This window comes from Weissella tructae (assembly GCF_000732905.1).
Taxonomy (GTDB): domain Bacteria; phylum Bacillota; class Bacilli; order Lactobacillales; family Lactobacillaceae; genus Weissella; species Weissella tructae.
Map to the genome: position 1 here is coordinate 323,632 of NZ_CP007588.1, position 13,857 is coordinate 337,488.

Annotated in this window: 16 protein-coding genes, 1 riboswitch and 1 other annotated feature; of the genes, 13 read left to right on the forward strand and 3 right to left on the reverse strand. The window is 39.3% G+C overall.

From position 1 onward, the window contains the following. Positions 1-27: 27 nt before the first annotated feature. Together WS08_RS01630 and WS08_RS06735 are read left to right on the forward strand one after the other, a co-directional pair. A complete protein-coding gene (locus tag WS08_RS01630; RefSeq protein WP_009495773.1) occupies positions 28-402 on the forward strand; it encodes a fluoride efflux transporter FluC in 375 nt (124 codons plus the stop codon). Next, complete coding sequence (locus tag WS08_RS06735; protein WP_009495775.1) at positions 402-758, forward strand: fluoride efflux transporter FluC; 357 nt, start codon at positions 402-404, stop codon at positions 756-758. The genes WS08_RS01630 and WS08_RS06735 overlap by 1 nt, the downstream gene beginning before the upstream one ends. A gap of 65 nt (positions 759-823) precedes the next feature. On the opposite strand, the gene WS08_RS01640 is transcribed toward WS08_RS06735, so the two are convergent. Continuing rightward, positions 824-1,165: a VOC family protein gene (locus WS08_RS01640; protein WP_009495777.1), complete on the reverse strand. Its 342-nt coding sequence runs from the start codon at positions 1,163-1,165 to the stop codon at positions 824-826. A gap of 124 nt (positions 1,166-1,289) precedes the next feature. Here WS08_RS01640 and WS08_RS01645 point away from each other — a divergent pair, with 124 nt between their 5' ends. The 3 genes from WS08_RS01645 (at position 1,290) to mreC (ending at position 3,755) form a co-directional block, all read left to right on the forward strand. Then, positions 1,290-1,703 (forward strand): JAB domain-containing protein, encoded by a 414-nt coding sequence (locus WS08_RS01645; RefSeq protein WP_009495779.1) that lies wholly within the window; start codon positions 1,290-1,292, stop codon positions 1,701-1,703. 110 nt (positions 1,704-1,813) lie between these two features. Then, complete coding sequence (locus WS08_RS01650; protein ID WP_009495781.1) at positions 1,814-2,824, forward strand: rod shape-determining protein; 1,011 nt, start codon at positions 1,814-1,816, stop codon at positions 2,822-2,824. A 79-nt stretch (positions 2,825-2,903) separates the two neighbouring features. Continuing rightward, positions 2,904-3,755 (forward strand): rod shape-determining protein MreC, encoded by an 852-nt coding sequence (mreC, locus tag WS08_RS01655; RefSeq protein ID WP_009495783.1) that lies wholly within the window; start codon positions 2,904-2,906, stop codon positions 3,753-3,755. Between the two features lie 69 nt (positions 3,756-3,824). Here the strand turns inward: mreC and WS08_RS01660 are convergent, their stop codons facing one another. After that, positions 3,825-4,466, reverse strand: a complete 642-nt coding sequence (locus tag WS08_RS01660; protein ID WP_241761915.1) for a carbonic anhydrase family protein — start codon at positions 4,464-4,466, stop codon at positions 3,825-3,827. 157 nt (positions 4,467-4,623) lie between these two features. On the opposite strand from WS08_RS01660, the gene mreD reads away from it, so the two are divergent. From mreD to WS08_RS06740, 6 genes are all read left to right on the forward strand, one after another. After that, entirely contained in the window at positions 4,624-5,238 is a 615-nt protein-coding gene (gene mreD, locus WS08_RS01665) for a rod shape-determining protein MreD (RefSeq protein WP_009495787.1), read from the forward strand. 34 nt (positions 5,239-5,272) lie between these two features. Further along, positions 5,273-5,500 (forward strand) — a binding site (T-box leader). Between the two features lie 59 nt (positions 5,501-5,559). Continuing rightward, positions 5,560-6,204, forward strand: a complete 645-nt coding sequence (locus WS08_RS01670; protein WP_009495790.1) for an amino acid ABC transporter permease — start codon at positions 5,560-5,562, stop codon at positions 6,202-6,204. Positions 6,205-6,218: 14 nt separating this feature from the next. Continuing rightward, positions 6,219-6,857 (forward strand): amino acid ABC transporter ATP-binding protein, encoded by a 639-nt coding sequence (locus tag WS08_RS01675; protein ID WP_009495792.1) that lies wholly within the window; start codon positions 6,219-6,221, stop codon positions 6,855-6,857. Positions 6,858-6,968: 111 nt separating this feature from the next. Beyond that, positions 6,969-7,688, forward strand: a complete 720-nt coding sequence (locus WS08_RS01680; RefSeq protein ID WP_241761916.1) for an amino acid ABC transporter substrate-binding protein — start codon at positions 6,969-6,971, stop codon at positions 7,686-7,688. Between the two features lie 99 nt (positions 7,689-7,787). Next, entirely contained in the window at positions 7,788-9,449 is a 1,662-nt protein-coding gene (locus WS08_RS01685; protein ID WP_009495796.1) for a formate--tetrahydrofolate ligase, read from the forward strand. 187 nt (positions 9,450-9,636) lie between these two features. Next, a complete protein-coding gene (locus tag WS08_RS06740; RefSeq protein ID WP_051747829.1) occupies positions 9,637-11,514 on the forward strand; it encodes a collagen-binding domain-containing protein in 1,878 nt (625 codons plus the stop codon). Between the two features lie 115 nt (positions 11,515-11,629). On the opposite strand, the gene WS08_RS01695 is transcribed toward WS08_RS06740, so the two are convergent. Then, positions 11,630-12,274, reverse strand: coding sequence for a hypothetical protein (locus WS08_RS01695; protein ID WP_009495800.1), 645 nt, complete (start codon positions 12,272-12,274; stop codon positions 11,630-11,632). A gap of 105 nt (positions 12,275-12,379) precedes the next feature. Here WS08_RS01695 and WS08_RS01700 point away from each other — a divergent pair, with 105 nt between their 5' ends. Beyond that, the gene (locus WS08_RS01700; protein WP_009495802.1) at positions 12,380-13,219 is read left to right on the forward strand and encodes a sulfite exporter TauE/SafE family protein; all 840 of its coding nucleotides are present in this window, start codon (positions 12,380-12,382) and stop codon (positions 13,217-13,219) included. A 1-nt stretch (position 13,220) separates the two neighbouring features. After that, the gene (locus WS08_RS01705; protein WP_009495804.1) at positions 13,221-13,571 is read left to right on the forward strand and encodes a DUF1634 domain-containing protein; all 351 of its coding nucleotides are present in this window, start codon (positions 13,221-13,223) and stop codon (positions 13,569-13,571) included. Positions 13,572-13,616: 45 nt separating this feature from the next. Further along, a riboswitch (Lysine riboswitch) is annotated at positions 13,617-13,783 on the forward strand. Positions 13,784-13,857: the final 74 nt, after the last annotated feature.

Below are 13,857 nucleotides of genomic sequence, written 5' to 3' on the forward strand. Positions count from 1 at the left end.
ACTGTGTGATACAGGGAAGGTGTGAACATGAAACGACAGATTTTAGTACAAATTTTAGCGGTATTTGTCGGGGGACTAATCGGGGGTGCAGTTCGAGAAACCTTAATGTTAACGATTAAAATGGGACAATTTCCATTAAATACAGTCGTTGTTAATTTAACAGGTGTCTTTTTAGCTGTATTAGTGACAACCAAATTGTGCCAATCATGGCATAAAATTGCCTATGTTCACGAATTTTTAGATGTCGGAATCTTAGGGGCGTACACAACATATGGTACGGTGATTTTAGACTTAGCAACTAAAACGAGTTTTGTGATGGGAATGATTTATTTGACGACTACGATAGTCGGGAGTGTATTCATGATTTATCTAGCGCGTTATGTCGGTAGGAGGTGGTCATAATGGCTATGATTATGATGGCAAGCTTTGGCGCAGCGATTGGATCAATTGTACGATTTATTGTCCAAACGCGTTTCAAATTAAATGCAGAAATAACCGTCTTAGGTATTAATTGGGTTGCTGCGTTCCTGGCGGGGATGATTTATGCATCTGAATTAGCACCGATGCTACACACGTTAGTAATGGCAGGATTTGTGGGTGGATTTTCAACCTTTTCGGCACCGATTATCACGTTAGTTGATGGGCTAGAAAAGCATGTATTACGCTGGAAAGCAGTGATTAACATTATGGTGTTGTTTATAGGCGGCCTAGTGATTTTCTGGTTCGGCTATAACATTGTGCAATTACTTGGTATGTAGACAAAAAGAGCAGCTAGTTAATCTAGCTGCTCTTTTATTTATATATTAAGGATGAATGGATACTATTATTTATTGGCGATAACCTTAATCTTGTTACCTTCAAAATCAACAAGATGAAAGATGACATGACGTCCGTCTGCATCAACTGTCATAGGTTCTGCTTGCTTCACATAATAGTTCAGTAAATGGTTTTCAACGGTTTCTTGATGGTCACGAACAATAACTTCAACAGTTGTTGTTTCTTCACCATTTTCATCAAAGAAAATATCTTCCTCGTGAAATGATAGTTGGCGGCTTTCATTTGCACCGAAAGTTGTAGGTAAATCAAAGACTTCACGATAGAAACGAGTTGCACGTTCGACGTTTTGAACTGGAATTGTTAGGGGTGAAAATTTACGGACACGCATAGGGAAAACTCCTTGTAAATATACTTATATTGTAATCCTAAGTATACACGTCTGATAAAGGACTGGAAAGAAATTTACCAAACGACGCTTTTATACGATAGGGTGCTACAAAGAGGGAGAAAACATGAAAATCACGTCAATTGATCAATTGGGGAAGCAACTATATCCCGAATACGGCCATCACCCTCAAGAACATTGCTGGGTGCTAAGTGTAAACACACAAATGGAAATATTAGAAATGGTTTCAGTTGCCTTAGGCACGATTAATCAGGTAAGTGTTCATCCACGAGATGTGTTTCGGCGACTTGTTTCAGTGAACGCTTATGGTTATATATTGATCCATAATCATCCAAGTGGTGTTTTAGAACCATCGGATGCAGATCGGCGGGTGTTACAACAATTTGTGGCTTGTAGTGGATTAATGCAGATACATTTATTAGATTTTATGATTGTGAGTAAGGGTGGGTTTTATAGCATTCGAACCCATGAAATGTGGCCCGAAATCTCACTGAATTCGTTGCTTGATTTATGGACGTAAACCGTGTATTTATGATAAGATAATGAAAGGTATTTTGTTCGTAGGAATTACTGTGGACAAAATTGGACTAATTTGACTATAAAATAAGTAAAGAAAAGGGAAATAGTGCCATGTTTTCATTTGGAACGCATAATATCGGAATTGACTTAGGGACAGCTAACACATTGGTTTACATCGAAGGAAAGGGTGTAGTACTTCGCGAACCATCAGTTGTTGCACGTAACATGAAGACAAATGAAATTGTCGCTGTTGGTGAAGCTGCTAAGGAAATGTTGGGACGTACACCAGAATCAATTAAGACTATTCGCCCAATGCGCGATGGTGTTATTGCTGATTACGAAACAACTGTTGCAATGCTTAAGTACTACCTTGAAAAGGCTATGGGTGGTCGTATCACTGGAAAGCCATACATCACGATTGGTGTTCCTTCTGGTGTTACTGCTGTTGAACGTCGTGCCGTTAAGGACGCAGCCAAGGTTGCTGGTGCACGTGATGCATTCGTTATCGAAGAACCATTTGCAGCCGCAATTGGTGCCGGTCTACCAGTTATGGAACCAACAGGTTCAATGGTTGCTGACCTTGGTGGTGGAACGTCTGACATCGCAACAATTTCATTGGGTGGAATTGTGTCATCACGTTCAATTCGTATGGCTGGAGATAAGTTGGATGAAGCCATCATGACTTACATCCGTCAACACTTCTCAATTTTGATTGGGGAACAAACAGCAGAACACTTGAAGACAGAAATCGGATCAGCAGATATTGAAGCCGCTAAGAACATGGCTGGAAGTATCGCACGTGGTCGTGATTTGGTAACAGGATTGCCAAAGACTGTTGAAGTGCCAGCCGTTGATATCGCAATGGCAATTAACGATGTTGTTTCTGAAATCATTGTTGCCATTAAGGAAACTTTGGAAGAAACATCACCTGAAATTGCAGCCGACGTTATCGATCACGGTATCGTATTGACTGGTGGTGGTGCTTTGTTGAAGAACATCGACGAAGTTATTTCACGCGAAACACAAGTGCCAGTATTCATTGCTGCGGAACCTTTGGATGCCGTTGTAGTTGGAACTGGAGAAGCGTTGAAGTCAATTGATGTGTTGAAAGACACTGAATAATCAACCATAAGACGCCCACACGATTACGTGGGGCGTTTTTACTATCAAGATACGCAATGAAGCGAGAGGGTTATGTCGTATGAAAAAACTTTTCACATCTCGACGATTAGTAGTGGGGGTCATCCTGATTATTGTCACAATCGGTATGATTACATTGAGTTCACGAGCACGTGTTAAACAAGAGAATCCAGCCCTACCAGTACGAATTGTTACTGATATATCAAGTTGGATGTCTGAAGTCGTTAATACGCCATTAAAGGTGGTAGGAAACGCGGCAAATGCTACAACTGATCTATTTAAGACGTATCAAGAAAACGAACGCCTGAACCAACGTGTTGATGATTTGGCTGCTACTAAGGTCGAATTACAAACCGTGCGCAAAGAAAATGAAGCATTAAAAAACCAGCTTGAATTAGGAAAGACTTTGACTGATTATCAAGTTGTGAACGCGACTGTTGTGTCTCGTTCACCTAATAATTGGCAATCAGAATTGATTATTAATCAAGGTGCCAAAGCTGGAATCAAAAAAGACATGGCTGTTATGGGTGGTGGAAGCCTAATTGGTCGTGTATCAGAAGTTGATACAACTAATGCGAAAGTTGAATTGTTGTCTGATAATAGTCAAACAAACAATCGTTTCGCGATTCGTATCACAAATAAAGATAATGAAACAGTAGATGGAATCATTACGAAATTCAATCAAACTAAAAATGTGATTGAAATGAAAAATGTTACGTCAAATACTAAAATCAAAAAGGGTGATAAAGTTGCAACAAGCGGACTTGGAGGGGTAACACCGTCTGGTCTATATATCGGAGAAGTTGATTCTATTGAAGATGATGATTATGGATTAACGAAGACGGTATATATCAAGCCGGCAGCTGATTTCAACAATGTACCAGTCGTTAGCGTTGCTATTCCTGGCGCATAAAAATAAAAGCGGACATCAGAGATGATGTCCGCTTTTTAATTGGTTACTGAAGATACTATCTACCTTGCACTATTTATCTTCGTAATATTGAACGACACGTGTGTGCAAAGGTTGAATGGCGCGGTTATTTCCTACATAAAAATGTTTGAAACGATCCAATTGAGCCGCTGAAATTGCCAGAGGCTCATCTAAAATGTACCATTCCACGTTTTCAGTTAATGGTGGTGTTGTTAGCGATCCTAAATATTCATAGTAATTTCGTGTTTTTGGTAATAATGCCATGATATTTGTTCTAAAAGGTGTATCAGTGGGCATATGTGCCAAGATATCTGTTAGGGGAGATTCTAGTTGTGAGGTGATTTGTAGTAGCACGGCGACTACTGCTAATCGTCCATCAGGTGCTTGGTGAACAAAATGCAGTTCACCATCAAATTGACGGCCACGTAAGGTATGCTCACTTGGAAAATGCAAATGCCCTTGTTGTGGTGAAAATGGACGATGGTTTAGCCAAACCTGTGGTCCGGTAAGACCGAATTCGATACCTCGACCAGTATCATGTACGTAAGGAACAGTTTGCCAATACTGTAACTTTAAGGGAGCATCATAGGTGATTGGATGTGTTTTTTCTGGCTCGATATTAATCGGAGATTGCATATCACCAGCCACAAATGACCATTCTTCTTGGTGCGTGTAGTTTAAGTAGGGCATCATCGTTACCTCTTTAGCTAAATTTTAAATATATTAGCAAATCCTGTAAGCCTTGTCAAAGGAATGTCAGGTAACCTATCGTGAGTAATGTTTGACGAGGTACGCTGGACACGATAAAATAAGTAAGATATAGTCACGAAAGATTAATGGGGAGAAACGCATGCTTAAATACATTCATACAACATGGCTGCATGTCATATTAGCCATTCTAGCTTTGTTTTTGGATGGCGGCATTGCCTTTCAATTTGCTGGAATTTTATTCCAATTACCAATATCTGCAAGTCCTTATTTATGCTTACTAGTGTTACTAATGCCAGTATTGTCTGGAACTAGTAAAAATCAAGTGCGTATGCGTTGGTCATACGGTGTGGCAATGCTAGTAGGACTGATTTACGATATTACCTATATCGGTATTATTGGTATTTCTTTCATTGGATTCCCATTAACAGTTTGGGTAACAGCTAACATCAAGAAATTTTTTGCGAATACAATGAGCTGGGCATTAGCGACATGGTTCTTGTCATTAACATTTTTCTTGATTTATGATTACTTGGCATTTGGGATTATTAATATGGCAAACGTCTCAGTACCTAGTTTTATTATTTTCCATCTATTCCCAACATTGTTGGTGAACTTGATTTTATTCTTTATGTTTTATGGTATGTTGGATTATTTGTATCGTTCAACACGTCAGCTAGACGTTACATCATATAGTATGGAAGGTCATGAATTAGATGTGACGATGCCATTGCGTCGACGTACACGAAAATATTAATTGACTTTGAGGGAATATTCCCTTAAAATTTCAAATTAAAGATATGAACGAACGAGTACCTTACATTTTGTTGCAAAGAGAGTCACGCTGAAGTTGAGAAGTGATCAACAGATTAAGGGAACCACATTCGTGATAATTGACATATTAAACGTATGTTCGGGTCGCTCCGTTACAAGCTTTACCTTGGATACAAGGTAAATGAGTGTTAGGCAGTAATGTCTAACAAAATTGAGGTGGAATCACGAATTTTATCGTCCTCAAGTCATCCCATGGGGTGGCTTGGGGACTTTTTTTATTATCTGGAAATAGGAGATAAATATTATGACATATATGCTTGAAATATTACCAAGTTTATTGAGTGGGTTGAAAATGACATTAGGGGTGTTTGTACTAACCCTATTAGGTTCTTTGCCACTAGGTGTCCTTGTTGCATTAGCTCAAAAGTCATCATTGTTTATTGTACGTTGGGTGACGAATGCTTATGTGACAATTATGCGTGGAACACCATTGCTGTTACAAATTGTGTTTGTCTATTATGGGCTTAGCTTAGCAAATATTGTGACGCTACCTCGCTTTGAAGCAGCCGTATTAACATTTATTTTGAATTATGCGGCCTACTTTGCTGAAATTTTCCGCGGTGGTATGCAAGCAGTAGATGCTGGTCAATATGATGGTGCGAAGGTATTAGGATTTAGTCGTTGGCAAACAATGCGCTACATTGTATTACCGCAAGTATTTAAGACGGTTATGCCTTCTGTTGGAAACGAAGTGATTAGTCTCGTTAAGGATTCATCATTAGTCTATGTGATTGGATTGGGTGACTTGATGCGCGCAGGTAATATCGCCGTTGCACGTGACATTACGTTAGTGCCATATTTGATGGTTGGGGCGTTATATCTATTACTAACAGTGTTCTTAACTAGCATTTTGCGCACGATTGAAAATCGATTGAATTATTACCAATAAGAAGGAGAGATATGATGTTAGAAATTACAGATTTAAACAAGAAATATGATGATCGCGTTATTTTTAAAGATTTGAATCTCCGTGTCCAACCTGGAGAAATCATGACCATCGTAGGACCCTCTGGAATTGGAAAAACAACATTTTTACGTATCCTAGCCGGCTTATTGCCAGCTGATTCAGGGCGTATGACATTATCAGGGGATGATGTTGATGTCACTGGAAATCGTATGGGAGCACAAGTGGGGGTTATTTTTCAGGACTTCAACTTGTTTCCACAATATTCTGTAAAAGAAAATATTGGATTGGCCCTTAAATTAGTTGCCAAGTTACCGCAAAATGAAGTGGACGAACAAGTTAAGGCCTTAATGGAACAATTAGATTTGACGGCTTATCAAAATCAATACCCACATGCATTATCAGGTGGTCAGAAACAACGTGTGGCAATCGCACGCGCCTTAGCAATGCAACCAGGGGTATTGGCTTATGATGAACCAACATCGGGGTTAGATGAAGCGTCAACGGCTCGTGTGGTTGAAGTGATTAAAGGACTGCAATTGCAAGGTGTGACACAATTAATCGTGACACATGATTTAGCTTTTGCTGATCAATTAGATGCAACTGTCTTTGACTTCAGTACCGATGTCCAACGATAGGAGTAAGGTATGTCACCAGAAAAAAAGGCTCAGAAGCGAAAAAAAGTCATTGGAAATAGTATCGTATGTTTTGTGCTAATCCTCATTGTTGGTGGTCTGTGGATTAAAAGTATGCAACGTTCTGATACTTGGAATGATGTTAGTCAACGTCAAAAGATTGTTATTGGATTGGATGATACCTATGTGCCGATGGGATTTAGAGATGCACAGGGAAACCTAACTGGTTATGATGTTGAATTAGCACAAGCAGCATTTAAAAAACTCGGTCTAACACCAGAATTTCAAGTGATCGATTGGTCAATGAAAGAAACCGAGTTAGTCACGCAACACATTGATGTTATTTGGAATGGGTATACAAAGAATGCAGAGCGTGAAAGCAAAGTTGCCTTTACAGATACTTATCATCAAACACAACAAGTTCTCTTAGTTCGTAATGGTGACATTAAGTCAGTGGCTGAAATGACTGACAAACAATTAGGTGTACAATCTGGTTCAGCAGGTTTGACAATTTTTAATGAAGAACCGGACGTATTAAAAAACCAATTAAAAGCAGCGCCTATTCAATATGATACTTTTGATAAGGCAATCAACGATTTACAGGTTGGTCGTTTAGATGCCGTGTTGATTGATGCAGACTATGCTAAGTATTATTTAGCAACAGAAAAGTTTCAGATTGCGTTAACCACAATTCCGACGGCATATTCTAAAGATGCATATGGAGTTGGCGTGCGTAAGGAAGATAAAATATTACGTGAGAAATTAAATGACGTTCTAGCTGAATTGAAATCAGATGGAACAGAGGCCCGCTTAACGAAAAAGTACTTTGGTTAAAGGCGAATAAGTTGATTAGAGCGACCTTTGGTCGCTTTTTTTTATGGAATGGGCTACACTGATAGTACATTATGCCGTTCCATTGTAAGGGGGAAGAATATGAAGAGTGATATCCAGATTTCTAAAGAAGCTACATTGTGGCCAATTGATCAAATTGCAGAAGCTGCCGGTCTATCTGAATCAGAATGGGAGCCGTATGGGCGTCATAAAGCCAAAGTATGGTTGGACGAATCTCATGAGAAAAATGCTGACATGGGTAAGTTGATTCTAGTCACGTCTATTAACCCAACACCGGCTGGTGAAGGAAAATCAACAGTGACAGTGGGATTAGCCGACGCATTGGCTCAAAATCACCGTACAATGATTGCGCTACGTGAACCATCATTAGGGCCTGTTATGGGATTGAAGGGTGGTGCCACGGGTGGTGGATACTCACAGGTTATTCCAATGGATGAAATTAACTTGCACTTTACAGGAGATTTTCACGCGTTGACGAGTGCCCATAATACTCTAGCAGCGTTGATTGATAACCATTTGTATCAAGGCAATAACTTACAATTAGATCCGCGTCGTATTTTATGGAAGCGTGCGCTAGATGTTAATGATCGTGCGTTGCGAAATGTGACCATTGGACTTGGTGGTCCAACAAGTGGGGTACCGCGTGAAGATGGATTTGATATTACGGTTGCCTCAGAATTAATGGCTATCTTAACACTATCTAAAACCATTGAAGAACTACAAGAACGTATTAATAAAATTGTTATTGGATATACTTACGCGAAGGTACCCGTTACGGTTCAAGAATTAGGTGTAGGTGGTGCGATTACTGCGCTATTAAAAGATGCATTGAAGCCGAATTTGGTTCAAACTATTGCACACACACCGACCTTGATTCATGGTGGGCCGTTTGCCAACATTGCGCAAGGAACAAATTCAATTTTGGCAACACGTACAGCGTTGAAATTAGCTGATTATGTTGTTACTGAAGCTGGATTCGGTGCTGATTTAGGTGCCGAAAAGTTTTTGGATATTAAAGTTCCTTTGTTAGAAAAGCATCCAGACACAATTGTTGTTGTAGCAACAATCCGTGCTTTGAAAATGCACGGTGGCGTTGCGAAAACAGACTTAACAACACCCAATGTAGCTGCCCTTGAGATTGGCTTGAGTAACTTAGGTCAACATATTAAGAGTATGCAACGATACGGTGTGCCTGTTGTTGTTGCCATTAATCAATTCACCGCTGATACGGCTGAAGAAATGGAAATTGTGCAAAAGTATGTTGCACAATTCGGGGTACAAGCCTATGTCGCCGACGTTTGGGTACAAGGTGGAGATGGGGCGCTGACATTGGCTGATGCCGTTGTGAAGGCGACTCAAGCAGCTAGTGCGTACACACCGTTGTATACACCAGACATGAGTGCTAAAGAAAAGCTACAAGCAATCGTACAAACAATTTATGGTGGTGCAGATGTTGAACTATCTGGTAAAGCACAACGTCAATTAATTGAATTTGCGAAATATGGATGGGACAAGTTACCAATTGTGGTTGCTAAGACACAATATTCTTTGTCAGACGATGCTAAGAAGTTAGGTGCACCAAAAGACTTTGCAATCCATGTACGTGAATTTGTGCCTAAACTAGGGGCTGGATTCTTAGTCGCCTTGACAGGTAGCATCTTAACGATGCCCGGATTGCCAGCAGACCCAGCGGCTAATCATATTACAGTCGATAATATGGGCGAAATTGACGGGATTTTCTAACCCAAAACAACTAGATAAAATGAGAAAACACCCTTTAGATAAAGTGATTAATTTCACATTGGTCTAAAGGGTGTTTTTCATTATGTGTGTATAGGCATAATATTACTTACTTTAAGTTGTGTCGAATTGGTATATGTAGTATTATAGGCTCTTGTCTTAGAAATTATAAAAAAGGGGGATGCAATTTATGCATTATAAAAATCTTTTAAAGAGTCATATGCTAATTATGAGTGCGCTAGCAAGTACGATGGTTCTAGCCACAACCGCTAAAGCAGATGACCAAACAACATTAGCTCGTCCACATGATAATCATCATATTCATGGTGATCACCATAAGCCGAAGGGGAAGTTCACGAAGGAACAAGTTTCTCGTGTTGCAACGAACTACAATGCCATTATTTTAGGTAATCACACTGTTCATACAGCCGATATTGAAGGTGCTGCAGCTGTTAAAGGGGATGTAATCGTCAAGGGAGGATTCACATTTGGAGCCGCAGCTAGTGGATTTGATAATGTTGTAGTTGGAGATCCTAAGTTACCAACATTTACACCTAGTTTGGTGCTAGGTGGTAACATGAATATCCAAACAACAAGCATGCCTGTTATGGAAGGAAATGGATTTGTCACACGTGAAAGTGTCGATTTAAAGAATCGCGTTAGTGACCGCGACAATACTGCATTGACTTTCAATAATGATGAAATGGATAATTTCTTTGCAACATTGGAATCACAAATGTATCAACGACAAGCAGCTTTTTCAAAAATGGGGGCTGATGTTAAAGCAAAGCCTGGCTTTGAATTAGAAGTATCAAAAGAAGACAAGGATGTCGTGGTTGTAAACATTTCTGGAGATGATGTCCAATTGAAAGACATTTGGCTACCGGAAAAAGTAGCAGGTCGTGCGTTGACAGATTACAATCGTATTATTGTAAAGACAACGGCTAAAAACGTTACTTTTGGACCAGGAGGTTCAATTGTTTACAATAATGGTGTTGTTAATACAGGGGCACCAAATAAAGATGCGGGAAACGCAACAATGCGTATGCTGGCGGGAAAGATTGTTTGGTTGTTCCCAGAAGTAGAAACTATACAAGCCAATGGTTATGGAATTATTGGAGACATGTATGCTCCAAAGGCAACTATGACCACAAAGGGTGGATCACTTAATGGTCAACTATTTATTAATAATTTGACACAAGATGGTGGATTCGAAGTACATAATTTGTTACAAGGGGCACAAAACCCACCGTTGTTAAAGCCGGATCATGAAACTGAAAATGAAGAACATAATCCTGATGAAACAACAACACCTTTACCTAAGGAACCAGACTATGAAACTGGAAATCCAAGTGAAGAAGAAAATCATTTACATAAGCCAGAAGTAACCGAACCACCGACAGTTGAAGTTAAGCCTAACGAAGAAAACGTGGAAAAACTTCCAGATGAAGAAGAAGTTGAAGAATTCCCTAAGGAAGAAGAACCAAAGGAAGATAACGCAACTGAAACGGAAGAACCTAAGTTAGAAGAAAAGCCAGAAGTGACAGAACCACCAACGGTTGAAGTAAAGCCTAACGAAGAAAACGTAGAAGAAATTCCGGGTGAAGAAGAAGTTGAAGAGATGCCAGAGGTTGAAGAACCAAAGGAAGATAACGCAACTGAAACAGAAGAACCTAAGTTAGAAGAAAAGCCAGAAATCACAGAACCACCAGTGATTGAAGTAAACCCTAACGAAGAAACCGTGGAAGAAATTCCGGGTGAAGAAGAAGTTGAAGAGATTCCTGAAGAAAAGGATCCAGATGCTGAAGTTGCAACAGAGACAGAAGAACCAGGATTAGAAGACCCGAAATCATCAAAGCCAACGCCTTTCATTGGCCAAGGAAATGATGAAAAGGGTAAAACAACATCAGGTGAAAAGAATCATCCGTCTGTAAAGACTGGAAAAGAAACACCATCAGTAGCACAAGAATTGCCAGAAACTGGTACTGGTAAGACAAATGTTGGTATTATTGCAGTTGGATTTGCAACACTATTAACAACATTAGGCACATATTTCCGTCGTCGTTAAGCGCAATTAATGTGAAAAATTAGCGACGGTGCGATTAAAAATAAATAGGCGACTAATCATCAGAATGATTCTGATGCTAGTCGCCTATTTTTTATGATTTGAAATAAGTTTGTGGTTAGTACCAAGAATTATGAAAAATGGGCATCTTACTAGCAATGTGAGCATAGCGGACGTAGAGTATTTCGCAAGCTTCTAGCCATATTATAGCTAAAAACCAACCAGCTAAAATACTACTAAAAGCTAGGCCAGGTTGGAAAAGACTGTACAGCATAGTTGAGCCCCAGATGATAAGACAAAGTGTTGCGATAGACCAATGCCATCGACGACGTAATGTTGTTAATTCTGGCTGTACAAAAATCACCCAAAATGAATAAATAAGCGTTACCCAAAATGCTGCATGTGCTGGGAACGTTTGGTGAGTAACGCCATTTAGCATTAAGTTAAAAATTAGAAGGATAATTGCACCACCGATACTAGTAAATCCGACCCATGCAGCTGGAATTTTAAATTTAAATCCCCAAAAGAAGAAGATGAATAGAAACAAGACGGCGAATACTAAAAAACCTGTGTTAAAGCTATAGAAAAGATTAAACGGAATACGCAGATAGTTAGGTAGCATTTTGGGTGCTAATTGGATGGTTACAGTGTCCAATAAACTTAACCATGTGTTATGGAAGAGTTTCATCAACAATAGGCTTAGGAACCCAAAGGAACTAATACCAAGTAACCATTTTTGTGTTTTTAAGTTCTGGATTAACATACACAACTCCTATAAAAATAAGTGATTATGTTTAGTGTAAACCATATAAGAGGCGTATAATCAAAAATACAGAGTTTCTTAAATACTTTTGGGGGATTATGAACAATGGATCAACTTATAATTATGCTAATAACAGGGATTGCGGCCGGGATTTTTGGTGCGTTATTAGGATTAGGTGGTGGAATGATTGTGACGCCAATATTAACGGTGTTTTTAGGCGTTGATATTAAATATGCAATTGGTGCAAGTATTATTGCGGTGATTGCAACAAGTTCTGGATCAGCAATTGCTTTTTTGAAGGACGATATTGTTAATTTAAGAGTCGCGATGTTTTTAGAAATTTTTACAACAGTAGGTGCTTTAATTGGTGCGATATTATCAGGATATATGAAAGCTAACTGGTTGTTCTTCTTATTTGGTGGCTTGTTACTGTTCCAAGTATGGAACATGGTGAATAAAGTACGTAATCCCAAAGCAGATGTAGCGGCAGAAGAAGCAGATCCATTAGCAACGAAGTTACAGCTAAATGGATCATATTACGATAAGCAACAACAAAAGCAAATATCATATACACTGGAAAATGTTCCTGGAGGATCAAGTGTGATGTTTGGTGCTGGAATTGCATCTGGATTATTGGGAATTGGGTCAGGTGCGTTCAAAGTGATGGCTATGGATGGTGTTATGAAAATGCCGCTTAAGCCATCATCAGCAACGTCTAACGTTATGATGGGGGTTACGGCTTCCGCATCAGCGTTGGTCTATTTCTTCAACGGGATGTTGCAACCACTTATTGCGGTACCGATTGCAGTAGGTGTGGTAGCTGGAGCAGCATTAGGCGCACGTATTATGCAATATTTGCCAGCTAAGTTACTACGATATATCTTTATTCCAGTTGTTTTAATTATGGCCATACAGCTAATTATGAAAGGAATAACAGGTGCTTAATATGGAACAGACAGAAAATTCACTTCAAATCATGGAACAACGCATCGCGATTATTATGCGTATTGGTGTGGGAATTTCAATGACTATTATGATTATAGGATTAGCGCTGTTCTTTATGACACCAGCTACTGCGGTACCAACTAATTTAGTTGATATATATCAAGCCATGTTATCGTTGAACGGAACAGCATGGATGATGATGGGATTGTTCTGCTTGATTTTGACACCAGTTTTACGAGTGGTAAGTTCAATTATCTATTTCTTGCATGCCAAAGATACAACATATGTTCTTATTACAGGACTTGTTTTGGCAATTTTAGTGGTAGGTATGATTTATGGTGCAATTGGTTAAGGTTGACTTGAGTTAGATATACATGCTATATTCGGTTATGTAAATAAAATGAATAGAGGTTGCAGTCAACAAGAGTAATCAATCAAACCGGCAGGTAAAGCGATTGATGAAAGGGAAGATTGCCGAAATAACAACATGGCAATGTTGGTTGTTGGTCCAGACATTAACAGTGGTTGGATTGTCGCAAGGAATTGCGGAGCGCTATCAATGATATTCTATAGGACTAAACCCCTTAGTTTATGCGCTTTTGTATAAACTAAGGGTTTTTTATTAGCTTATTGTGACG